The sequence below is a fragment of the Microbacterium testaceum StLB037 genome (assembly GCF_000202635.1).
GTDB lineage: Bacteria > Actinomycetota > Actinomycetes > Actinomycetales > Microbacteriaceae > Microbacterium > Microbacterium testaceum_F.
Genome location: NC_015125.1, coordinates 1,165,112 through 1,188,044, shown reverse-complemented (window position 1 = coordinate 1,188,044; position 22,933 = coordinate 1,165,112). Strand labels below are relative to the sequence as shown.

Below are 22,933 nucleotides of genomic sequence, written 5' to 3'. Positions count from 1 at the left end.
ACGGCGGCCCGGCCCGACCCTCAATAGAGGGCCACGCGCACCTCGTAGCTCCCGGCGTCCACGCGGCGGCGGAAGCCCGGCAGCTCGATCTCGGCGCGCACGCCGATCGGCACCTCGCACGACAGCGTCACCTCGCCGTCCTCGACGCGCCACTGCACCGCTAGCTCGCCGTACGGCGTGCGGACGGCCGCGCTCGCCGATGACAGCGCCGTCCCGAGCACCCGCGGGGCGATCCGCGCCTCGCGCCACCCCGGGGAGACGGGCTGGAGACCTGCCACGTCGGCGTAGAGCCAGTCCTCGATCGTGCCGAGGAAGTAGTGCCCGCGCGAGCGCGACTCCTCCCTCCAGTGCTCCCAGAGCGAGGTCGCGCCGCGCTCGACCCAGAAGCCCCAGCTCGGGAACGTCGTCTGCAGCGCGACCCCCACAGCCGCGTCGGCGTGGCCGAAGCGCGTCAGCTGGGGCAGGAGGTGCTTGGTCGCGAGAGCACCGGTCGACAGGTGGTGCCCGCGCTCGACGACGTCGGCCGCGAGCCGGTCGGCCGCGCGCTGACGGTCGGCCTCGGGGAGGATGTCGAAGGCCAGGGCCAGCGCGGTGTGCGCCTGGCGGTACCCGGCGTCGCCCCGGCCGCGGACCTCGGCGGTCTCGGAATCCCAGAACTCCGCGACGAACGCGGAGCGGGAGCGCGCGGCGGCGGCTTGCCACTCGGCGGGGTCGTCGCCGAGCACGCGCGCGATCGCGGCTGCCGTGTCGCACATCGCGATGACGAACGCCGTCGCCGCGACCCGGGTGTCCTCGGGGGCGTTGCCGCCGCCCGGGTCGGTCTCGGGACTCACCCAGTCGCCGAGAGTCGTGTCGAAGAGACCCTCGACGCCCCGCGCGAGCTCGAAACGCAGGTAGTCACGGGCGTCGGGCCACACGTCCTCGAGCACGCGGGCGTCGCCGCGGAGCGCGTAGATGTCCCACGGCACGAGGAGCAGCGCGGAGTGCCACGTCGGAGCGGGCGTCCAGTCCATGCTCCACCCCCCGTGCGGGGCGATCACCTCGGGTGCTCCCTCGCCATGACGGGATGCCGCGATGTCGGCGACCCACTTGGCGAGCAGCTCGTGCGTGTCGAGGTTGAGCAGCATCATCCGGGCGCCGACCATGCCGTCGCCCGTCCACCCGTTCTTCTCGTACTTCGGCGTATCGGTCGGGATGCCGTGCAGGTTGTTGAGGATTGTCCGCACCGTGAGCTCGTGCAGGGTGTTGAGCATCGGCGACGAGGTTTCGACGCGGCCGGTGCGCGCGGCGCGCGTGTGCACGACGCGCGCGCGCAGGGTCGGCAGCCGGCGCGCGCGCACGTCGACGTGCTGGAACCCGTGCCACGTGAATCGCGGATGCCACCGCAGCGGCCGGTCCGCGAGCGTCAGGCGATCGGTCTGGAAGCGACCGTCGAAGTACCCCTTCTCGTCGTCGGAGTTCGGGGTCCCGTCCGCGCGGAGGCTCTCACCGAATCGCAGCTCGATCTCCCCGTCGGGATCCGCTTCGGCGTCGACTTCGACCCATCCGGCGATCACGCGGGGGAAAGAGACGACCCAGCGGCCCTCGCCGAGCTGTGTGACCCGCGTCGGTTCGAGCAGCTCGCCCTCGACGATCGGGGGCTGACGCTCGGGGACGGGAACCCCGCGCGGGCCCTCGACCTCACGGGCGCTCGGCCACGCGCGGTCGTCGAACCCGGCGGTGCTCCACCCGGGCTGCTCGAGGCGCGCGTCGTAGTCCTCGCCGGCGTAGAGGTCGTCGAGACGCGTCGGGCCCGCCGCGGTCCTCCACGCGGAGTCGCTCGCGATGACGCGCTCGCCGCGGGCATCGCGCAGGAGCAGCAGCACGCGCGCGGAGGGGTCGGCGTGCCAGGGCGCGGTCTCCCAGTTCCACGTGTTGCGCCCGCGCATGCCGTAGAACCCGCGGCCGAGCTCGACGCCGATCGCGTGGCGGCCGGGCGTGAGCCGAGCGGTCACGTCGACCACGGTGTACTGCGCGCTCACCTCGTAATCGGTGAAGCCGGGACCGAGGACGCTGTCGTCCACAACAGCGCCGTCGATCTCGACGTGGGCGAGACCCCCGGCCCCGACCACGAGGTACGCCTCGTCGGGGGTGGCATCCACGTCGAACTCCGTGCGGAGCAGGGGAGCGGCCGCGCCGTCGTCGGCGGCGCCGATGAAGGTCGCGCCCCGCCAGTCGTCGTCGAGGACCGCGGTGACGAAGGTTCCCGTAGCGGCGGCGTCTCCGGCGGTCGTGGTGACCACGACCGTCCACTCGTAGCGGCGGAGCGGGGCCAGCGGCGGGCCGTCGTAGGCGATGTCGACACTGCGGTCGGAGGTGACGGGGCCGCTCCACCACAGCGTCTCGGCGCCGCGGCGCACGCTCAGGCGGTAGGAGAGCTGCCGGACGCCGTCGATGTCGGAGCGTAGGGTCCACCCGAAGCGGGGGGATGCCGGGATGCCCACCGGATCCGTGGCGTGCTCGACGGTGAGGTCGGTGACCGCGATCATGCGGCGTCCCGCAGCGCGCGGAGTTCGGGAGCGCCGCCCCAGCGCTGGTCCAGGGCGGCATCAACGTCCGGGTGCCGGGCGAGGAAGGCGGCCAGGGCGACCGGACGGTCCTGCGGGCGCGTCTGCTTCTGGTTGATCTCGCCGAGCAGGCTCCATCGGCGATCCCCCCGCTCCGCGGGCTCGACGAACGCACCCGCATAGGACGTGTAGTCGAAGACCTCGACCGTGTCGCCGACCTGAACGACACCGAGGCGGAAGTCGGCGCACATGAACCACGTCACCGTCTCTCCCGCGCGCGAGGCCTGGACGCCGCTGCCGCTCTGCTGCAGGAGGTAGGCGAGGTCCTCGTTGTCGGCGTGCCGGGCGCGCCACTCGTCGCCGAAGCGGCCGATCGTCGTCAGCTCGAGATCGCTCCACCGCTCGCGCAGGCCCCCGAGCCAGCCCGCCCAGGCATCGAGCGTGGTGGGGTCGTGCTCGAGCCCGCGCGCGACCTCGCTGATCTCGTAGTTGACGGTCAGCCAGCCGAGGCCGTTGCGCGCGACGTTGCGGTCGTTCAGGTGCGCCTCGCTCGTGGCATCCAGTTCTCTCAGCGCGTCCTGGCGCGGCAGGCGGTGGAGCGTCTCGATGGGGCCGAGTCCGAGCCGTGAGTTGTACTCGGACGACATGCCCGCGGTGCGGGCGGCCACGAGATCGACCGTCCAGCCGTCGAGCTGAACCGCGTCGATGCGGTCGTCGCCGCGGCCGGGCACGAGGAAGTGGTTCCGTGAGGGGTAGTAGGGGTACGCGAGCGAGCCGTCGCCGTCCTGCAGGTCGATGTCGAACTGGCTCCAGATGTTGCCCTGGACGGTACGGATGCCGAGATCGCGCGCTCCCGCGATGTTCGCCGCCGAGAGGAACCCGGCGACCAGTGCGGTGGTCGGGCGGTCGAAATGCGTGTGCAGCAGGTCGACCGCGTCGGAGATGTCGCGGGCGACTTCGTCGCGCGTGCCGTAGAGGTTGGCGAAGAATCCGCCGGGGACGAACGTGATGTCGTCGCCGTGCTCGGCGGCGAGGCGGGCGAGCGTGCGGCGGATGTCGCGGTAGCGCGGGGAACCGTCGGTGAGCGCACCCCACGAGAGGGCCCACGTGAGGGAGGCATCCGGGACCGCGGAACGCACGGCGTCGGAGAACCGCTCGACGAGGGCGGCGGAGTGCAGCGCGGTCTCGTCTTCCCAGAGGGAGGTGTTCCTCGTCGCCTCGATCTGGTGGCGGCGGACGATGGTGTTGATGGTCAGTCGTCGGCCGAGGGGCGGGCGTGTCTGCATGGGGCCTCACCCTAGCCGTCGAGGTCGCGATTCACGTAGTCGCACTAGCAATTATCGGGCCAACAGCGCCCGTTATGTATTCGATATGGGCGAATGAACCGATTTTGTGTAGTCTTGCTACCGACACCACGTCCCGCGGAACGGACCGCGCGACGATCGACGGAGATAGGGAGTGGCCATGACGAAGTGGCTGAGGCACACGGCGGTAGCGGCGGTCGCATTGACCACCGTAGGCGCGCTGAGCGGCTGCGCGGGAGGTGCCGGCGGCGGTCCCACCGAGCTCAGCTTCTTGATGTGGGGCGACGGCGGCGACACGCAGACGGCGTACGAAGACGTCATCACGAAGTTCGAAGCGGCCAACCCCGACATCACGGTCAACGCGGAGTTCTTCAACACCAACGACTACGACAACATCCTCAAGACCCGCCTCTCCGGCGGCGCCGGCCCGGATGTCTACGGATTCGACCTCGGCAACATCGACACCTTCGTCGCCGACGGCTTCGCCGCCGACCTCTCCGACGGGGGCGAGAGCTACCTGTCGAAGCTGACCCCCGAGGCGGCGAAGGACAGCCAGCGCGCCGGCGGAACCTACAACCTGCCCATCTCCCTGTCGGGCAACGGCATCATCTACAACAAGGCGCTGTTCGAGAAGGCGGGCATCGACGCCCCGCCCACGACCTACAGCGAGCTGCTGGCGGACTCCAAGAAGCTGTCGGATGCCGGGATCATCCCCTTCGCGATGAGCGCGCAGGACAACTGGTGGCCGCAGTTCATCGTCTACTACGCGCTCGCCGAGCACGGGGCGAACGAAGAGCTCGGCGCGCAGATGGCCGCGGGCGAGACCACCTTCTCCCAGAGTCAGGCCTGGGCCGAATCGCTCGACGTCGTCCGCGACCTGACGCCGTACTACATGCCCAACCCGGTGGGCACGAGCCAGACCGCCGCGCAGTCGGCGTTCCTCGGGGGCCAGGCGGCGATGTTCCCGGCGACGTGGATCCTCTCCGACGCCCGTGAGGCCGGCCTCGACCTCGGGTACATGAACTTCCCGACCGTCGACAAGCCGTCGAACGACCTGTGGGGCACCTACCAGGTGCGGTTCGGGGTGAACCCGAACAACGGGGATGCCAAGCTCGCCGCCTCGCAGAAGTTCCTCGACTTCTTCCTCCAGGACGACACCTACAAGGCGTTCCTCGACAAGGTGAAGCTGTTCCCCACCACGAAGGACGTCGAGATCGGCGCCGATGTCGACCCGCTCTTCCCCGAGATGCAGGCGGCCTGGGAGGGCAAGACCTTCGTGGCGGCGTTCTCGCCGACCGACCCGAGCATCCAGGATGCGCTGCTCGTCGGACTGCAGAACATCATCAGTGGTCAGAAGACCACCGAGCAGGTGCTGGGCGACCTCGACGTGGCCCTCGAGCAGTACCGCGCCAACAACCGCTGAACGACCGAACCGCCTCGCCCGGGAGATCCCGGGCGAGGCGGTTCCTTTTTGGAAAGACGATCCCCCATGCCCCGTTCCCTCGCCCTGACCGTCACGACCGCGACGGCGCTGAGCGCCCTGGCTCTGGCATCCCTCACCGGATGCCAAGCCTCCTCGAGCGACACGACCACCCTCAGCTTCCTGATGTGGGGTGACGGTGGGGACACGCAGAAGGCGTACGAGAAGGTCATCGACGCGTTCGAGGCCGAGAACCCCGGCATCACCGTGAACGCCGAGTTCGTCAACACGAACGACTACGACAACGTCCTCAAGACGCGCCTCTCCGGCGGCGCCGGCCCCGACGTCTACGGGTTCGACCCGAAGAACCTGACCGATTTCGTCCGCGACGGGTTCGCCGCCGATCTGTCGGGGGCCGACTTCTTCTCGCGCCTCGACGCGGCCGCCGCGCAGGAAGCCCGCCGGGGAGCGGAGGGGGATGCCGCGTACTCGGTGCCCATCTCGCAGTCGGGGAACGGCATCATCTACAACACCGCGCTGTTCGAGAGGGCGGGCATCACCGAGGTGCCGCAGACCTACACGGAGCTGAAGGCCGCGACCGAGAAGCTGTCGGCCGCGGGCATCACGCCGATCGCGATGAGCGCCCAGGACAGTTGGTGGCCCCAGTTCATCGCCTACTACGCGATGGCCCAGCACGTGTTCCCCGACGACCCGGGTGCGATCGAGGAACTGCTCGCCGGGGAGAAGACCTTCGCGGACATCCCCGGCTACGCCGAGTCGCTCGAGGTCGTGAAGGACCTCGTCCCGGCCTACATGCCCGACCCCCTCGGGACGAACCAGTCGGCCGCGAAGTCCGCCTTCCTCAGCGGGCAGGCGGCGATGTTCCCCGCGACCTGGATCCTCTCCGATGCGCGCGCGGCGGGGGTGGAGCCCGGCTACATGAACTTCCCCACGCTCGACGCCGACGTCGCCGACATGTGGGGCAGCTACCTCGTCGCGTGGGGGATCAACCCCGGCAACGATCGGGTCGAAGCCGCCGAGAGCTTCATCGACTTCTTCTTCCAGGACGAGGTGTACACCGGCTTCCTCACCTCGGTGAAGGCGTTCCCCACGACCGGGGGCATCGACGTCTCGGCGAACGACCCGCTGTTCCCCGCCATGACGGCGGCGTGGGAGGGGAAGACCTTCCGCCCCGTGGTGATCCCCGCGCACCCCCAGCTGCAGGAGACGCTGCTCGTGGGCATGCAGAACCTCATCGCGGGGCGCAGCGACGTCGAGACGGTGATCGCGGAGCTCGACGCCACCCTCGTCGAGGTCCGCGCCAACGCCGACTGAGCCGGTGCCCGTGGCATCCGCCCCCGTCTTCTCGGGTTCGGGGCGCGTTCCTCCGGTCGGGGCGAGTGTTTTCGGCCCCGCCCGGCGCAACGCACCCGAACCCCTCACTGGACGATGGATGCCGCCGCGCAGACGGTAGCGCTGCTACGCGAAATGCCATGTTCGTGCGTGAATGCCGGATCCACAGCGGCGCAATCGACCAGAACATGTAGTATGGCTACACAACGAGAACGAGGATGTGCTTGTGACCTCCCTGCTGACGATCGCCGACGATCGCACCACCGCGACCTTCGACCCCGAGACGGGCGGACTGCTCGCGCTCGACGGCCCGAACACCGGCCTGGCGCCCCTCGCGGGCGGGCACCCTTCTCTGTTCGTGGTCGAGATCCCGCGGGGAGGCGACCGCACGACCGTCGTCGAGACGGCCGCGCAGACGCTGTCGAGCATCGAGCGTGAGGGGGACGGCGCGCTGCGCCTGGTGTGGCGCGATCCTGTGACCTCTGCCGGCGAGCGGCTCACCGGCGAGATCGTCGTCGGTGCGCGCGTGCGCGACGGAGCCCTGCGATTGTCGCTGTCCTTCCGCTTCGACGAGGGCGGCGTCGAGGCCGTGCGCTTCCCTTCGCTCGGCGGCATCCGTCCGGTCGAGGGCACGCTCGAACTCCGCGGCGTCGATTACTCCACGGGTACGCGCGTGTCGCTGCTGCCGGTGTTCGACTCCAACGCCCCGTACTGGGGAACGCTGTACCCCGACTACGCCAGCGGCAACCTGCGCCCCGAGCTGGTGGGGACGCCGACGTCGCCCTTCGTCGTGCTCGCGACCGAGGCGGGCGGGCTCACCGTGCAGCCCGCTGCCCGCACCCTGGACTTCATCGGGTGGCGGGCGAGCCTCGTCCCGGGGTTCGCCGACAGCCTGCGTCGCACCGCGGCCGAGGACGCGGCCGTCACCCTCGACGCCATCCACTTCCCCGAGGGGGACGGCGTCGAGGCGACGCTTCCCGAGATGGCCCTGGCGCCGTACGCGGGGGAGTGGCGGGACGGCCTCGCGGCCTACCTGCCCACGCAGGAGCCGACGCGGCGGAGTGCGGCATCCTGGCTCCGAGAGCCGCGCTCGTGGCTGCAGGTGCAGCTCATGTCGACCGAGGGCGAGCCCCGATACGACTTCGACGCCCTCGTCGACATCATCGAGGAGTGCGCGCGCGAGGGCATCGGCGCGATTCAGATCGTGGGCTGGAACGAGGGCGGTCAGGACGGTCTCGTGCCCCAGCACCGGCCCGCCGCCAAGCTGGGCGGCGAAGAGGGCCTCCGCCGCGCCCTCGCCCGGGCGCGCGAGCTCGACGTCGCCACCGTGCTGTACGTGAAGTACGTGTGGGTCGAGAAGCCCGGACCCCTCTGGGACGAGCTCGAGCCCTTCGTCTCGCGCGACCCGAACGGGCAGCCCTACGCCCAGCCCGGCCCGGTCTACCTCTCGTCCCGGAAGCGCTACGGCATCAACACCCCCTGGTACGTGCCGCTGTGCTTCGGCGTCGAGGCGCTGCGGCGACGCTTCGCCGACGAGGTCGCCGAGATGGCCGCGTGGGGGGCCGATGGCATCCTGGCCGACGAGTCGCTCTATCACGGTCGTGCGCTGCTCTGCTTCGCCGACGACCACGGTCATCCCGTGGGTGCCAGCGCATTCACCTGGGATGCCGCCTTCGTGGACGACATCCGCGCGGGGCTCGGCGACCGCGCCGACACCTTCGTCATCGCCGCCGAGGGCGCGTACGACGATCAGTTCGCGCACTACGACGTGTCGTACTTCCGCAGCGCGTCGCCGACGCACCGTCCGCTCGGCCGCCAGCTGCGGCCGGACGCCCGCATCGTCACCGCCCTCACCGGATTCGACGACCGTTCGATGGTCGCGCAGTGCCTGCTCTACGGCTACGCGATGAGCCTCGAGCCCTACAACTTCAAGGGACGGCCGGGCGACATGCCCGCGACCGTGGCCCTCGCCCGCGCGGCCGACGCGCTGCGCGAGCGCCACCGCGACGTGCTCTGGAACGGGCGCCTCGTCGTCGACCACGACATCGTCGCGCTTCGCCCCGACGGCGCGCCCCACGACCTCCTCACCGTGTGGGAGGGAGCCGACGGGGCCCGCGCCCTCGTCGTGGCCAACGATGGCGACGAGGTGCTCTCCCTCCGCCTTCCCGGACTCGGCGACGCCGAGACCGACGACCTCGACGGGCTCCGCGCCCCGGTCTCGGACGGGCGCATCGACGTGCCCGCCCGGAGCGCAACCGTCGTCATCCCCTCTCTCGACTCGATTGGATCGCTATGAGCAGCACACGCGTCGAGGACCCGCGGGTCCTCGCCCTGGACGACCCCACCGCCACCCAGGCGGTGACCACGCGCTCGCTGAAGGCGCGCCTGTGGACCGGCCGTTCGACCGCGGGCAAGTTCTGGATCGCCGTCGCCCCCGCGCTCGTGCTCTACACCGTCTTCACGGTGTACCCCATGGGGCAGGTGATCGTCGCGAGCTTCACCGACGCCCGCGGGTTCAACCGCGCGTGGGACTTCGTCGGCGCCGACAACTTCGTGCGCATCTTCTCGGGTGACCCCGTCCTGATGGAGGCGATCGGGAACACCGCGATCTACGGGTTCTTCAAGATCGTCGTGCAGACGATCCTGGCGTTCCTGATCGCTGTCCTCCTGCACCGCCAGCTCCGGCTCGGCAACATCTATCGCGCGATCTTCTTCGCGCCGATGGTCATCTCGCCCGTGGCGATCGTGTTCACGTGGAGCTTCATGTACGACCCGACCTCGGGCACGTTCAACACACTGTTGCGCAGCATCGGGCTCGGGGGACTCGCGCAGGACTGGCTCGGCAACTACGACCTCGCCCTGTACAGCGTCATCCTCGTCGACCTGTGGAGCGGTCTCGGCTTCAACGTCGTCATCTTCCTGGCGGGGCTGTCGACCATCCCCGGCGAGATCCTCGAGGCGGCCAAGGTCGACGGCGCCCGGGGGTGGAAGGCGATGCGCTTCATCACGATCCCGCTCATGATCCCCTCGATCGGACTCGTGCTCGTGCTCTCGATCAACGGCGCGCTGAGGGCCTTCGACACCGTCTACCTGATGACGCGAGGAGGGCCGGGCAATTCGACCCAGCTGTTCATGACCCAGGTGTTCCAGGAGGGCCTGGTCAACAACAACTTCGGGTACGCCTCGGCCATGGCCGTCCTGGTGCTGATCGTGCTGATCGCGATCGCCGCCGTGCAGAACCGACTCAACAACCGCGTCGCCGCCGAGGAGGGCAACCGATGAGCACGCAAGCGAACACCCGCGTGACCACCCGCGTGACCACCCGCGTGAACACACGCTCCCTGCTCCGCCTGGCCCGCCGCATCCCGATCAACCTGCTGCTGATCGTGCTCAGCATCGCGATGATCTACCCGATCGTCATCATCGTCATCACGGCGTTCAAGCCGAACCTCGAGGTGCTGACGAACCCCACCGGGCTGCCGCAGGCACCGACCTTCGACAACTTCGTCACCTCGTGGCAGGATGCCGGCTTCACCAACCTCTTCTTCAACTCGGTGCTGCTGACGGTCTCGAGCATGACGATCGCCACCTTCGTCGCGGCTCTCGCCTCGTACGCGATCGTGCGCCAGGCCACCCGCATCGGTTCGGGCGTGTACCTGCTGCTCGCGGCGGGCATCTTCCTGCCGATGCAGCTCGCGCTCGTCCCGCAGTTCCGCGTCGTGCGCGACCTCGGCCTGATCAACAACTACGCAGGTGTCATCCTCATCTACATCGCCGGCGCGCTGCCCTTCGGTGTCTTCCTCATGGCCGCCTTCATGCGCCAGGTGCCGAAAGAGATCGTGGAGGCCGCGGTCATCGACGGCGCGGGGTACTTCACGCTGTTCCGCCGGATCTTCCTCCCGCTCGCGCGTCCCGCGATCGCCACCTTCTGGGTGCTGCAGGGGGTGGGCGTGTGGAACGACTACCTCGTGCCCCAGCTGCTGCTCACGGATCCGTCCAAGCGGACGCTGACCACCGGCGTGCTCTACTTCAAGGCGCAGTACCTCGCGGACTGGGGCAACATCATGGCGGCCGTGCTCATCATGAGCCTGCCGATCCTGCTGCTCTTCGTCTTCGCGCAGCGCTTCTTCGTCAGCGGCCTGTACGCCGGGGCGGTGAAGTGAGCGAATGACCTCGCTCGACGACCGCGAGCGGGCGCGCGCGCTCGCGTCGCCGCTGTACGGCGACCGGTGGGTGCAGGAGCACGCGGCCCTGCCCGTCTCCTCGCCCGCCGTGTCGCCTGCCGGCGGGACGGCGAGAACACCGGATGCCGGGACCCCGGCGCCGGGAGAGCACCGACCGCCCACCCGCGAGACGGTCTCGCTCGACGGCGACTGGCTGCTCGCCGGAGCGCCCGCCGGCCGCGAGTTCGCGATCGAGCGGTGGTTCGGCGGGCAGGCCCCGCCCGCGCCCGTGGACTGGCACCGCGCTGACACCGATCGCTCGTCGTGGATTCGCGCGACGGTCCCGGGGACGGTCCAGGCCGCTCTCACCGCGGCGGGGGCGATCCCCGACCCGCTGCTGCACGACCACACCCACGCCGAGCTCACCGCCCATGGCGTGCCGGCGGAGTGGCCCTGGTTCTTCCGCCGCACCCGCGTCGAGGAGCAGCAGTGGTGGTACGCCCGGCACGTCGAGGTGCCCGCCGCGTGGCGCGGCCGACGGGTGCGACTCGCCTTCGACGGCGTCGACGACGCGGCCTCCTTCTGGCTCAACGGCGAACCGATCGCCCGGCACTCCGGCATGTACGGCGGGCCCGAGATCGACGTGACGAGCCTGCTGCGCGGGGACGGCACCGACGAGATCGTCGTCCGCATCGACGCGCCCCCGCGCGACTGGCACGGCGTGCTCAAACCCTCCCCGGGCTGGGGCTGGCACTACGGCCACCTCATCTCGATCGGGATCTGGCGCGGGGTCCGCCTCGAGCGCGCACCCGATCTCGAGCTCGACGACCTGTTCGTCTCGACCGTCCGGGCCGCGGAGGGCGCCGCGCGCCTGCGCGTGCAGTGGGATCTCGTGCGGCACACCCCGGACGAGGGGACCGCCCCGACCCGCGTGCGCGTCCTCGACCCCGAGGGCACGGTCGTCGCCGACGTCACGGCGGAGGCCGTGGCATCCCGGGGCACGTCCCGGCACGCGGTCGAGATCGACGTGCCGGACGCCCGGTTGTGGTGGCCCCTCGGGTACGGCGCCCAGCCGCTGTACCGGGTGTCTGCGCAGGTCGACGGTTCCGGCCGCGAGACGACCGCCGGTATCCGCACCGTCGAGATGCGGGCGCTCCCCGAGGTGTCGGGTGACGACGTCTACGACTGGCAGTTCGTCGTGAACGGGCGGCCCCTCTTCCTCAAGGGGGCCAACTGGTGCTTCACCGACCCGATGGCCCGCCGCGGGTTCGAGATCGACCGGCACCTCCTCGAGCTGTGCGTGCGTGCGAACCTCCAGATGCTCCGCGCGTGGGGCGGCGGCACCGTCGAGAGCGACGCGTTCTACGACGAGTGCGACCGCCTCGGCATCCTCGTGCTGCAGGAGTTCCCGCTGAGCTTCGGACTGGATGCCACGGGCGCCACCCTCGCGACCGTCGACGAGCAGGCTTCGCGCATCGTGCGTCGGCTCCGCTCGCACCCGTCGCTCGTCATGTGGGGCGGGGGAAACGAGAACCCCGACACCATCTCGGGCGACGACCTGCTCACCGTGATCGGCACCCGCGTGCGCCAGTACGACCCGACGCGTCCCTTCCACCGCACCGACCCCTGGGGCGGCAGCGAGCACTACTACGGCGTCTATCACGAGGGCGAGCCCGTCGAGGCGTACGCGACGCACGTCCCCCCGGTGTTCGGCGAGTACGGGCTGTCGAGCCAGTGCGACCTCGACAGCATGGAGCGCTTCCTCGATCCGGCGCTGCTCGAGCAGTGGCCCCCGCCCGCTCACGGCGCGATCCTGCAGCACCAGGCTCAGTTCTCGCTCTTCGACCTGTTCAAGCAGGCGCGCTACGCGCACTACGGGCCGCTCACCGATTGGGCGACGTTCGTGGAGTACTCGCAGCTCGCCCAGGGCGACGCGCTCCGGTTCGCCTCGGAGCGGCTGCGCGCCCACGCCGGCGAGAGCACCGCGGCCTACTGGTTCTACAAGGTCGGCGAGGTCTTCCCTGGCGCCTCGTGGGCGATCGTCGACTACTACGGCCGCGCGAAGCTGTCGTACTACCGCGCGCGTCAGTTCGGCGCTGCGCGTTCGGCCTTCGCGGTGTACGACCGCACGGCGCTCGCCGCGGGCGAGACGTTCTCGGCCGAGGTCCACGCGGCGAACGACACGTCGCACCCCCTGAGCGGAGCGGTCAGCGCCCGTCTCTACGACGCCGACTTCCGCGTGATCGCCGAGCGCGCGGCATCCGTGGATCTGGATGCCGACTCCCACGCCCTCGCGTTCACGCTCGAGGCCGAGGTCTCCTCCGCAGCGGTGCTCGTCCTGGCGGTCTCCCTGCGCGACGCGCGCGGCGAGCGCGTCTCGTCGGCCTGGTACGCGCTCAACGCACAACCCAAGAGCGCCGAGGTCGCGGCCCTCGAAGCCGCGCCGCTGGACAGCCTGACCGACCGACCGATCGAGGAGCTGCTCGGCCCCTACGCGACGGGGCCGGCACCGCTGAAGGAGCAGCCCCGCACGTGTCTGGAAGCGCGTCTCTCGGACGGAGTGCTGCGCGTGCGCAACGTCGGCGAGTTTCCGGCGCCGATCGTACTCATCGACGGCTTCCCCACCGCCCCGGGAGCATGGCTCGACGACAATGCCTTCGGCCTCGAGGCGGGGGAGGAGCGGGCGATCGCTTTCGACCTCGCAGGAGCCTCCTGGCCGCGTCCGCGGGTGCGGGCCTGGAACGCGGATGCCGTGGAGCCCGCGCCGTGACCACCCCGCGGATCCTCGCGACCTGCGGCGGCTGGGTCGACGCCTCGGGAGGAGACGTGCGCTTCGGCCCCCTCCTGCGCTTCGCTCTCGACCTCACCGGGGTCGAGGGTCGCCCGAGGGTCGTGTTCGTCAACACGGCCGGAGGCGATCAGCGCGCGGACGAGGGACGCGAGCTCGCCGCGGCGATGGCGGCGGGAGTGGATGCCGTGCACCTCCGCCTCTTCGGACGCACCGCCCTGGACCTGGACGAAGTCGTCGGCACGGCCGACCTCGTGTGGGCGGGCGGGGGGAGCGTCGCGAACCTCCTGCCGGTGTGGCGGACGCACGGACTCGACGCGGTCCTCCGCCGCGCCGGGGAGCGCGGGACGCTGCTGGCGGGAACCTCGGCGGGCGCGCTGTGCTGGCACGAGGGGGGACCCACGTCGGGCTTCGGCGAGGTCCGCACGATCACGAACGGCCTCGGCTTGGTCCCCGGCTCGCTCGGGGTGCACTACGACTCGCAGGCCCCGCGGCGCCCGGCGCTTCAGGCAGCGGTGGCCTCGGGCGCGCTGCCGGGCGGCTTCGGCCTCGACGAGGGAACCGGAGTGCTCTACGAGGGGACGCGCGCGGTGGACTTCGTCACCGAGACCGCGGGCGGGCGGGTGCACCGCGTCGACCGCGACGGAGACGGGGTGGCCGAGGAGGCCGTGGCGACGCGCGCGCTGTGACGTGTTCGCCCGCGTCGAGGACAGGGGCGTTGCGAGAACAGGGCACGGGCGCGTGCCGCGGCCTGTTGCCGTGGCATCCCCTGTTCTGGTGACACGGGCGCCGTGGCCGTGCGTCGTCACGAGAACAGGGGATGCGTCCCGTACAGGGGCTTGGGGCACGTTGCAGCCTGTTTCGGTGGCATCCCCTGTTCTGCCGCCGCCCCACCGGCCGATGTCGGAGGCCCCCCGTAGCCTGTGGGCATGAGCGATCTCGTGACCGGGGCCGATGGCGTCGTGCGCTGCGCGTGGGCCGGGTCCGACCTCGAGTACCAGCGCTACCACGACGAGGAGTGGGGCACGACGCTGCGCGGCGATCGCCCGCTGTTCGAGAAGATGAGCCTCGAGGGCTTCCAGGCGGGACTCGCGTGGATCACGATCCTGCGCAAGCGCCCGCGCTTCCGCGAGGTCTTCCACGGATTCGACCCGGCGGTCGTCGCCGCGTTCGGGCCCGACGACGTCGAGCGGTTGCTTCAGGATGCCGGCATCATCCGCCACCGCGGAAAGATCGAGGCCGTGATCGGCAACGCGACGATCGTCGCGGCGATGGGCGAGGGGGAGCTCGACGCGCTGCTGTGGTCGTTCGTCCCGGCGTCGCACGAGCCGCCGCGCACGTTCGCCGAGGTCCCGGCCGTGACGCCGGAGTCGACCGCGATGAGCAAGGAGCTCCGTCGCCGCGGCTTCCGTTTCGTCGGCCCGACGACGATGTACGCGCTCATGCAGTCCTCGGGAATGGTGGACGACCACGTTGCGGGGTGCTGGCGGGCGGCGGCCTGACGTCACGTCCGCCTCAGGCGGATTCGTCTCCCCGCTCCGCGTCGAGCTCTTTGAGGCGGCGCAGTTTCGACCAGGGCACGAAGGCGATCCACGCGACGGAGGCGATCGCCCCGCCCATGATCATCGATGAGATGTCCATGGTCTCGACGCTACGGAAACCCACCCGGTGGCGGATCCCCCGCGCGACGGAGACGGCGCTCACCCGCTAGACTGGTCCGCGGAGCTTTCGCTCCCAGCGTCGTCGAACGCACCGGCCCCTTCTCTCGGGCCTTTGACCTTCACGGCGAACGGATGCGCCACCCGGCGCCTTCGCCCCTTGCAGCCGCAGCATCGCGGCATCCCGAACCGCCGTGCGCGCGTGCGCCGCGGCAGGAGTATTCATGACGTCCCAGACTTTCGCCGACCTCGGCGTGCCCGCCCCCCTCATCGACGTTCTCGCCGCTCAGGGCAAGAACGAGCCCTTCCCGATCCAGGCCGACACCCTGCCCGACACCCTCGCCGGCCGCGACGTGCTGGGTCGCGGCAAGACCGGCTCGGGCAAGACTCTCGCCTTCTCGCTGCCGCTGGTCGCGCGCCTCGCCGCGAACACCGACCGTCGCCGTGGCCGCAAGCCCCGCGCGCTGGTGCTCGCCCCGACCCGCGAGCTCGCCAACCAGATCGACGAGGTCATCAAGCCCCTGGCCCAGCCCTTCGGCCTGGTCACCACGACCGTCTACGGCGGCGTGAACCAGAAGCGCCAGGTCGACGCGCTGAACGCCGGCGTCGACATCCTCGTCGCGTGCCCCGGCCGCCTCGAAGACCTCATCGGTCAGGGCTTCGCGAACCTCGGCGACATCGAGATCACCGTCCTCGACGAGGCCGACCACATGGCCGACCTCGGCTTCCTCCCCGGCGTCACGCGCCTGCTCGCCCGCACGCCCGCCGACGGCCAGCGTCTGCTGTTCTCGGCGACGCTCGACAACGGTGTGGACAAGCTCGTCAAGCGCTTCCTGCGCAACGAGGTTCTGCACTCGGTCGACGAGGCGCACTCCCACGTCGCCGCGATGACCCACCACGTCTTCGCCCCGGCCGACGCCGACGCCAAGAAGGACCTCGTGCAGACGCTCGCCTCGGGCACGGCCCGTCGCATCCTCTTCATGCGCACGAAGCACCAGGCCAAGAAGCTCGCGAAGCAGCTCACCGCCTCGGGCATCCCCGCCGTCGACCTGCACGGCAACCTGTCGCAGCCCGCCCGCGACCGCAACCTCGCCGCCTTCGGCGACGGCCGTGCGAAGGTGCTCGTCGCCACCGACGTCGCCGCCCGCGGCGTGCACGTCGACGGCGTCGAGCTGGTCGTGCACGTCGACCCGCCCGTCGAGCACAAGGCGTACCTGCACCGCTCGGGCCGCACCGCGCGCGCGGGCTCGGCCGGCGACGTCGTCACGATCATGCTTCCCGAGCAGCGTCGCGACACCCTCGACATCTTGCGCAAGGCCAAGATCTCGGCCACGCCCACCCCGGTGACCTCGACCTCGCCCGAGGTCGTCGCCCTCGTCGGCGAGGTGGCCCCGTACGTCAAGCCCGAGCCGATCGTCGCGCAGCCCCAGGGCGGCGGACGCTCCCAGGGCGCCAACGCGCAGCGCAAGCGCGCGGCGCGCGGCGAGGGCCAGCAGCCCTCCGGCCGCGGCGGCGCGCAGGGCGGCGGCGGTCGTCGTCGCGGCGCCGGTGCCCCGGCATCCGATGCTCCGGTCGCCGGTCGCGCTCCCCAGGGCAGCCGCGGCGGTCAGCGCTCCGGTGCGGGCCGCGGCCAGGGCGCGGGCGGCGCGCAGCGCCCCGGTGCAGGCGCCGCTCGTCCGCAGGGCGCCGGCCGCTCGGCATCCGGTGCTCCCACGACCGGCATGGTCGTCGGTGCCCGCACCCCGCGCACGAACCGTCGCGCCCAGGGCTGAGCCCCTTCTTCCGGTGCCCCCGCAGATCCGTCTGCGGGGGCACCGTCGTCTTTCCGCCGACGCGCGGCGCGGCCGGTGCGCGGGACAGAGGCAGCGGTTGCCGCGTGCCGTCCTGCGGAGTCGAGGTGTGACACGCCGGTTCGGGATGCCGTGGGCCCGGCGTTTCGCGCACTCCGCTCAACGGCGCGGGGTTTCGGCGCCGACTCCGCGTGACGGCGCGGTGGGGCGGCACCGACCCCACCCAGCCCGTCACACGCGAGGCGTCGCGAATGTCGGAGGTCTCCGCCACACTGGGACGACCCCGAGGAGGCGCCCATGACCGATCCCGACGCCCACGACGTCATCCGCGTGCGCGGCGCGCGCGAGAACAACCTCCGAGACGTCGACCTCGACGTGCCCAAGCGTCGGCTCACCGTGTTCACGGGCGTGAGCGGCTCGGGCAAGTCGTCGCTCGTCTTCGGAACGATCGCCGCCGAGTCCCAGCGGCTCATCAACGAGACCTACCCCACCTTCGTGCAGCAGTTCATGGGGCAGCTCTCCCGCCCCGACGTCGACGCGCTCGAGAACCTCAGCGCCACCATCCGCGTCGACCAGGAGCGCATGGCCGCCAACGCCCGCTCCACCGTGGGAACGGCGACCGACGTGCACGCCATGCTCCGCGTGCTCTTCAGCCGCCTCGGGCAACCGCACGTGGGCTCATCGCAGGCGTTCTCGTTCAACGTCCCCTCGATCTCGGGGGCCGGGGCCGTGACCATCGCCACCGGTGCGCGCAAGGGGCAGAAGGAGCGCCGCTCGTTCGAGATCACCGGAGGCATGTGCCCCGACTGCGAGGGCCTCGGCCAGGTGAGCGACATCGACCTCTCCCAGTTGCTCGATGAGACCAAATCCCTCAACGACGGCGCGATCACGGTGCCCGGGTACACCGCCGACGGGTGGATGGTGCGCGTCTTCAGCGAGTCGGGCTTCTTCGACGGCGACAAGCCGATCGCCGAGTTCACCGACCAAGAACGGCACGACCTGCTCTACAAGGAGCAGGTCAAGGTCCGTATCGCCAACACGAACATGACCTACGAGGGCCTCGTCCCGAAGGTCACCAAGAGCATGCTGCAGAAGGACCGCGACGCCCTGCAGCCTCACATCCGTGCTTTCGTCGACCGGGCCGTGACCTTCGTCGCCTGCCCGGCGTGCGGGGGGACCCGTCTCAACGAGGGCGCGCGATCCTCGCGCATCGGCGACGTGAACATCGCGGATGCCGCTGCCATGCAGATCACCGACCTCGCCGCCTGGGTGCGCACGGTCGACGATCCCTCGGTGGCTCCGCTCGTGCAGGGGCTCCGCGACACCCTCGACTCCTTCGTGCACATCGGCCTGGGGTATCTCTCGCTCGATCGGGCGAGCGGAACCCTGTCGGGCGGCGAGGCGCAGCGCACCAAGATGATCCGACACCTCGGCTCGAGTCTCAGCGACATCACGTACGTGTTCGACGAGCCGACGGCCGGCCTGCACCCGCACGACATCCAGCGGATGAACGAGACCCTTCTCCAACTGCGCGACAAGGGCAACACCGTGCTCGTCGTCGAGCACAAGCCCGAGGTCATCGACATCGCCGACCACGTCATCGACCTCGGCCCTCGCGCGGGTCGTGAGGGTGGCACGGTGCAGTACGAGGGCGATGTCGCGGGTCTGCGGGCGTCCGACACCCTCACCGGGCGGTTCCTGGATCACCGCGCCGAGCTCAAGAGCGCCGTGCGCTCCGCCACCGGCGCGCTCCCGATCCGCGGGGCGACGCGGCACAACCTGCGTGACGTCGATGTCGACGTCCCCCTCGGGGTGCTCACGGTCGTCACGGGCGTCGCCGGATCCGGGAAGTCCTCGCTCATCCACGGCGCCCTCCCGGCCTTCGACGACGTCGTGGTCGTCGACCAGACCGCCATCAAGGGGTCGCGGCGCAGCAGTCCGGCCACCTACACCGGCATCCTCGATGCGGTCCGTGCTGCTTTCGCGAAGGCGAACGGCGTGAAGCCCGCGCTGTTCAGCGCGAACTCCGAGGGCGCCTGTGCGGCCTGCAAGGGCCTCGGCGTGATCGTCACCCAGCTCGGCTTCCAATCGACCGTCGAGACCGACTGCGAGCTGTGCGGCGGAACCGGGTTCTCCGACGAGGTGCTCGAGTACACGCTCCACGACAAGAACATCGCCGAGGTCCTCGCGATGTCGGTCTCCGAGGCGGCCGCGTTCCTCACCACCGGTCCCGCCGTCGCGGTTCTCGGGCGCCTGGTCGACGTCGGTCTCGGCTACCTCACGCTCGGACAGGCCCTCAACACCCTCTCGGGCGGCGAACGCCAACGCCTGAAGCTCGCGATCTCGATGGCCAAGTCGGGGGCGGTCTACGTCCTCGACGAACCGACCACGGGCCTTCACCTCGCCGACGTCGACAACCTCCTCGGTCTGCTCGATCGACTCGTGGATGCCGGCAACACCGTGGTCGTGATCGAGCACCACCAGGCCGTCATGGCGCACGCCGACTGGATCATCGACCTCGGCCCGGGGGCGGGGCACGACGGCGGACGCGTGGTGTTCGAGGGAACGCCCGCCGACCTCGTCGCCGCGCGATCGACGCTGACGGGTGAGCACCTCGCCCGTTACGTGGGGGCCTGAACCGCCGCCGGCGCCTCGCGTCGGGTCGTCAGAGTCGGGTCGTCAGAGTCGGGTCGTCGGAGTCGGGTCGTCAGAGCGGCGCGACCGCGTCGTGCAGGTGGCGCTCGCCGTGCGAGAGCACCTTCACGATCACGCCGCGCCGACGCAGGTCGGCGATCGCGCGCGTCTCGTCGTCGCGCGTGAGGCCGAGGGAGTGCGCGCTCGTCACCACGAGCACGTCGCCCCGCGTGAGCGTTCCGAAGAACCGGTCCAAGCGCGCGGCCCACCCCTCGAGCGTCTCGGGCGCCGGGTGGCGGAATCCCTCGATCGGCACGCCGAAGCGCGTGAGGTCTTCGCGCTGCTGAACGACGCTGGGCATCCCGGGTCGCGAGACCACCAGACCCACGAGCCGCGACCCCGCGGGCCGCGCGCGCCACCAGTCGCGGTCGCTCTGCAGCTCGGTGAAGCACTTCGGACACTCCGCCGCGGCGTGCGGGACGGGTACGGCGCCGGTCCCGGCGGCATCCGCGGGTGACGTCGTCGTCGGGATCGGATCGCTCATGGAAACCTCCGTCTCCATTGTGCCGCACGGGGCGTCGTGCGACATGCCGCGTTCCCGGCCGGTGGAGGCGTCAGTCGTCGTCTTCGTCGTCGATGCGCAGCTCGAGGCTGATCTGGTCGGCATCGAGCTCGGCGAGGGCGTGGCGCAGGGCGGCCGTGCTGTAACGGCCGTCGTTCGCGAGGTCGTTCAGACGGTCGCGCATCACCTCGATCGAGGCGAGGCGCAACTGCAGCAGATCCCGCACGCGTGCCGTCGCCTCCTCGTCGGGCGGCTCGGTCAGTCGTGAGCCCGCCCGCTCGACGATGTCGGCGGGGAAGCTCCCCCCATCGCGCCGCGTGAGCGAGCCGGACTGCAGCGCCGAGACCGCGGCATCCCGAAGCTCCGCATCCAGGGCGCGCTGCTCCTCGCGCGACGGTCCCTCGCCGCCCTCGCCGCCGAGGCCGACCGCGCGCACCACGGCGGGCAGTGTCACGCCCTGCAGCACGAGGCTCAGGAGCGCGACGAGGAAGGCGACGAAGATCAGCAACGGCCGATCGGTGACGCCGTCGCGCGGGAGCGTCTGCGCGGCGGCGAGCGTGACGACGCCGCGCATCCCCGCCCAGACGATCACGACGCCGTGCCGCCAGCCCAGGGGAGTGTCGCGGTAGTAGTCGAGGTCGGCGACCGTGCGGGTGATGCGCGAGCGCATCCAGCCGATGCGGCGAGCCGCGCGGGCCGGGTCGTCCACCGGGCGCGAGAGGCTCGCCGGGTCGTTGTGGACCGCGTCCTCGAAGCGATCGAGGCGTTCCTGCGCGGCATCCATCCGCCATCGGTGGCGTGCCAGGTTGCGGCTGCGCCGACCCTGCACCCAGATGAGTCCCGTGACGTACAGGGCGCGGACGGCCAGGGCGATCCCGAGGGCCGACATCGCCAGCCAGGCGCCGTGCCAGAGGCCCTCGTTCTCACGGAGGTTGCTGGTGACGATGTCCTTCAGCTCGAGACCGAAGACGAGGAAGACGCCTCCCTCGAGCAGCAACTCGATCGTGCGCCAGTTGACGCGATCGCTCAGCCGCTGCTCGGGCGTGAACCGTCGGGCGGCCCCCTGGCCCGTCACGATCCCCGCGACGACCGCCGCGACAAGGCCCGATCCGCCGAGGTGTTCCGTCGGCAGGTAGGCGATGAACGGGACGGTGAAGCTGAGCGCGGTGTTGGCGGCCGAGTTCGTCACGCGTTCGCGCAGCCGCAGGTTGCCCCATCCGACGAGCGCACCGAACACCAGGGCGAGGAACACTCCCCACGCGAAGTTGCCGACGGCGTCGCCGAACGCGAATCCGGATGCCAGAGCCGCCACCGCGGTGCGCAACAGCACCAGCGCGGTGGCGTCGTTCAGCAGGCTCTCGCCCTCGAGGGTGGTGACGACGCGCGGCGCGATGCCGAGCCTCTTCGCGATCGAGGTGGCGACGGCATCCGTGGGACTCAGGATGGCCCCGAGCGCGATGCCGAGGGCGAGACCGACGTCGGGGATGACCGCCCAGAAGAACACGCCGAGCACGACCGAGCTGAGCACCACGAGGAGGACCGACAGCCCCGCGATCGGGGCGAAATCACGCCGGAACTCGATGGCCGGGAGCTGCACCGCCGCCGAGTAGAGCAGCGGGGGAAGCACCCCGACGAGGATCACCTCGGGGTCGAGCACGAACGGTGGGAAGAACGGCAGCAGACTCACGCCGAGCCCGATCGCCATGAGCACCAGCGGGCCCGCGATGTTGAATCGGGGCGCGATGACCGTCACCAGTGCCACGACGACGACACCGGCCACCACGATGAGGAGGGGTTCGGTCACGGTTCGAGGCTAGTCCTCGCTCGTTCCCGGCCCGGCGGCAGGGGGGCGGTGGTCGATCCGCGGACGACCAGTTGCGGCGGGGGTGCCGTCGTGATCGGCTGCGGGTCGTGGCCGAGAGCCCGCAGGATCGCCGTCCCCGCGTGCTCGCCCAGGGCCACGACGTCGCGGGCCATCGCGCTCAGCGCCGGAGTCGTCGAGCGGCAGAGCACCGAGTCGTCCCACGCGAGGAGAGAGAGGTCGCCGGGAACGTCGATCCCTCGGGCGGGGAGAGCGGATGCCGCGGCCGCGGCCATCACGTCGTTGTCGAAGACGAGGGCGGTCGGGGGATCCGGCGCGGCGAGCAGCCGCTCGACCGCGGCGACGCCCCCGGCACCGCTGAAGTCGGCCACCTCGACGAGCGCGGAGATTCCGCACTCCGTCGCGGCCGCCTCGAACGCGGTCGTCCGGCGTCGCGTGTGGGCGAACGCGTCCGGACCCGCAACCCGTCCGACACGCGTGTGTCCGAGATCCCGCAGATACGTCACCGCGGTCCGCATCGGCGCCTCGTCGTCGACCCACACGACCGCGTGGTGCGGGGCGTCGTCGGGGTGGGCGAGGGCGACGCCGGCGAAGCCGAGCCGGTCGACCAGCGACAGGCGGGGGTCGTGCTCGTCGAGGATGTCGACGAGCACCACTCCCGCGACGCGCCCCGAGTCCGCCCAGCGGCTATACGCGTCGAGTTCGTCGTCGAGGTCGGGCACGACCTGCAGCACGAACGGCCGTCCGTGCGCGGCGAGCATCTCTTCGAGCCCACTCATGAAGTCGCTGTAGAACGCCTCGACGCCGAGCTGACGCACGGGCCGGCGCAGCACCAGACCCACGGAACGTCGCAGGGCGGACACGGGCGCGGGTTCGGGGGTCATCGTCGCCAG

The 22,933-nt window shown here is 70.9% G+C and carries 16 protein-coding genes; 10 read left to right on the top strand and 6 right to left on the bottom strand.

Going from position 1 to position 22,933, the window contains the following annotated elements; genetic code table 11:
• Positions 1-20 precede the first annotated feature (20 nt).
• Both MTES_RS05455 and MTES_RS05450 read right to left on the bottom strand, forming a co-directional pair.
• Complete coding sequence (locus MTES_RS05455; protein ID WP_013584208.1) at positions 21-2,528, bottom strand: family 78 glycoside hydrolase catalytic domain; 2,508 nt, start codon at positions 2,526-2,528, stop codon at positions 21-23.
• Positions 2,525-3,832, bottom strand: a complete 1,308-nt coding sequence (locus MTES_RS05450; protein ID WP_013584207.1) for a DUF3863 domain-containing protein — start codon at positions 3,830-3,832, stop codon at positions 2,525-2,527. Before MTES_RS05450 ends, MTES_RS05455 begins: the two co-directional genes overlap by 4 nt.
• 178 nt (positions 3,833-4,010) lie before the next feature.
• Between MTES_RS05450 and MTES_RS05445 the strand changes: the two genes are divergently transcribed.
• The 8 genes from MTES_RS05445 to MTES_RS05410 all read left to right on the top strand — a co-directional run bounded on the left by MTES_RS05445 (position 4,011) and on the right by MTES_RS05410 (position 15,076).
• The gene (locus MTES_RS05445; RefSeq protein WP_043361076.1) at positions 4,011-5,273 is read left to right on the top strand and encodes an ABC transporter substrate-binding protein; all 1,263 of its coding nucleotides are present in this window, start codon (positions 4,011-4,013) and stop codon (positions 5,271-5,273) included.
• Between the two features lie 66 nt (positions 5,274-5,339).
• Positions 5,340-6,605 (top strand): ABC transporter substrate-binding protein, encoded by a 1,266-nt coding sequence (locus MTES_RS05440; protein ID WP_013584205.1) that lies wholly within the window; start codon positions 5,340-5,342, stop codon positions 6,603-6,605.
• A gap of 244 nt (positions 6,606-6,849) precedes the next feature.
• Positions 6,850-8,919 carry a DUF6259 domain-containing protein gene (locus tag MTES_RS05435; protein WP_043361075.1) on the top strand — a complete coding sequence of 690 codons (2,070 nt, stop codon included), beginning with the start codon at positions 6,850-6,852 and terminating at the stop codon, positions 8,917-8,919.
• Positions 8,916-9,905 (top strand): carbohydrate ABC transporter permease, encoded by a 990-nt coding sequence (locus MTES_RS05430; RefSeq protein ID WP_013584203.1) that lies wholly within the window; start codon positions 8,916-8,918, stop codon positions 9,903-9,905. Before MTES_RS05435 ends, MTES_RS05430 begins: the two co-directional genes overlap by 4 nt.
• Positions 9,902-10,786, top strand: coding sequence for a carbohydrate ABC transporter permease (locus MTES_RS05425; RefSeq protein WP_013584202.1), 885 nt, complete (start codon positions 9,902-9,904; stop codon positions 10,784-10,786). Before MTES_RS05430 ends, MTES_RS05425 begins: the two co-directional genes overlap by 4 nt.
• 4 nt (positions 10,787-10,790) lie before the next feature.
• Positions 10,791-13,556 carry a glycoside hydrolase family 2 protein gene (locus tag MTES_RS05420; protein ID WP_013584201.1) on the top strand — a complete coding sequence of 922 codons (2,766 nt, stop codon included), beginning with the start codon at positions 10,791-10,793 and terminating at the stop codon, positions 13,554-13,556.
• The gene (locus MTES_RS05415; protein WP_013584200.1) at positions 13,553-14,263 is read left to right on the top strand and encodes a Type 1 glutamine amidotransferase-like domain-containing protein; all 711 of its coding nucleotides are present in this window, start codon (positions 13,553-13,555) and stop codon (positions 14,261-14,263) included. Before MTES_RS05420 ends, MTES_RS05415 begins: the two co-directional genes overlap by 4 nt.
• 240 nt (positions 14,264-14,503) lie before the next feature.
• Entirely contained in the window at positions 14,504-15,076 is a 573-nt protein-coding gene (locus MTES_RS05410) for a DNA-3-methyladenine glycosylase I (RefSeq protein WP_043361074.1), read from the top strand.
• 13 nt (positions 15,077-15,089) lie between these two features.
• On the opposite strand, the gene MTES_RS19975 is transcribed toward MTES_RS05410, so the two are convergent.
• On the bottom strand, positions 15,090-15,215 hold the full coding sequence (locus tag MTES_RS19975; protein WP_269453423.1) for a hypothetical protein: 126 nt from the start codon (positions 15,213-15,215) through the stop codon (positions 15,090-15,092).
• Between the two features lie 241 nt (positions 15,216-15,456).
• Here MTES_RS19975 and MTES_RS05405 point away from each other — a divergent pair, with 241 nt between their 5' ends.
• Both MTES_RS05405 and MTES_RS05400 read left to right on the top strand, forming a co-directional pair.
• Positions 15,457-17,004: a DEAD/DEAH box helicase gene (locus tag MTES_RS05405; RefSeq protein ID WP_013584197.1), complete on the top strand. Its 1,548-nt coding sequence runs from the start codon at positions 15,457-15,459 to the stop codon at positions 17,002-17,004.
• 315 nt (positions 17,005-17,319) lie between these two features.
• Positions 17,320-19,659, top strand: coding sequence for an ATP-binding cassette domain-containing protein (locus tag MTES_RS05400; protein ID WP_013584196.1), 2,340 nt, complete (start codon positions 17,320-17,322; stop codon positions 19,657-19,659).
• Positions 19,660-19,729: 70 nt separating this feature from the next.
• Here MTES_RS05400 and MTES_RS05395 read toward each other — a convergent pair whose 3' ends face one another.
• From MTES_RS05395 to MTES_RS05385, 3 genes are all read right to left on the bottom strand, one after another.
• On the bottom strand, positions 19,730-20,200 hold the full coding sequence (locus MTES_RS05395; protein WP_013584195.1) for a hypothetical protein: 471 nt from the start codon (positions 20,198-20,200) through the stop codon (positions 19,730-19,732).
• Positions 20,201-20,270: 70 nt separating this feature from the next.
• Positions 20,271-22,022, bottom strand: a complete 1,752-nt coding sequence (locus tag MTES_RS05390; RefSeq protein ID WP_013584194.1) for a cation:proton antiporter — start codon at positions 22,020-22,022, stop codon at positions 20,271-20,273.
• Positions 22,019-22,924 (bottom strand): LacI family DNA-binding transcriptional regulator, encoded by a 906-nt coding sequence (locus tag MTES_RS05385; RefSeq protein ID WP_013584193.1) that lies wholly within the window; start codon positions 22,922-22,924, stop codon positions 22,019-22,021. The genes MTES_RS05390 and MTES_RS05385 overlap by 4 nt, the downstream gene beginning before the upstream one ends.
• Positions 22,925-22,933 lie beyond the last annotated feature (9 nt).

Excerpts from the sequence above, each read along its gene's own strand:
- MTES_RS05450 (WP_013584207.1), bottom strand. The coding sequence starts at position 3,832 with ATGCAGACACGCCCGCCCCTCGGCCGACGACTGACCATCAACACCATC.
- MTES_RS05395 (WP_013584195.1), bottom strand. The coding sequence starts at position 20,200 with ATGAGCGATCCGATCCCGACGACGACGTCACCCGCGGATGCCGCCGGG.
- MTES_RS05400 (WP_013584196.1), top strand. The coding sequence starts at position 17,320 with ATGACCGATCCCGACGCCCACGACGTCATCCGCGTGCGCGGCGCGCGC.
- MTES_RS05440 (WP_013584205.1), top strand. The coding sequence starts at position 5,340 with ATGCCCCGTTCCCTCGCCCTGACCGTCACGACCGCGACGGCGCTGAGC.
- MTES_RS05420 (WP_013584201.1), top strand. The coding sequence starts at position 10,791 with ATGACCTCGCTCGACGACCGCGAGCGGGCGCGCGCGCTCGCGTCGCCG.
- MTES_RS05445 (WP_043361076.1), top strand. The coding sequence starts at position 4,011 with ATGACGAAGTGGCTGAGGCACACGGCGGTAGCGGCGGTCGCATTGACC.
- MTES_RS19975 (WP_269453423.1), bottom strand. The coding sequence starts at position 15,215 with ATGGACATCTCATCGATGATCATGGGCGGGGCGATCGCCTCCGTCGCG.
- MTES_RS05385 (WP_013584193.1), bottom strand. The coding sequence starts at position 22,924 with ATGACCCCCGAACCCGCGCCCGTGTCCGCCCTGCGACGTTCCGTGGGT.
- MTES_RS05410 (WP_043361074.1), top strand. The coding sequence starts at position 14,504 with ATGAGCGATCTCGTGACCGGGGCCGATGGCGTCGTGCGCTGCGCGTGG.
- MTES_RS05430 (WP_013584203.1), top strand. The coding sequence starts at position 8,916 with ATGAGCAGCACACGCGTCGAGGACCCGCGGGTCCTCGCCCTGGACGAC.
- MTES_RS05455 (WP_013584208.1), bottom strand. The coding sequence starts at position 2,528 with ATGATCGCGGTCACCGACCTCACCGTCGAGCACGCCACGGATCCGGTG.
- MTES_RS05405 (WP_013584197.1), top strand. The coding sequence starts at position 15,457 with ATGACGTCCCAGACTTTCGCCGACCTCGGCGTGCCCGCCCCCCTCATC.
- MTES_RS05425 (WP_013584202.1), top strand. The coding sequence starts at position 9,902 with ATGAGCACGCAAGCGAACACCCGCGTGACCACCCGCGTGACCACCCGC.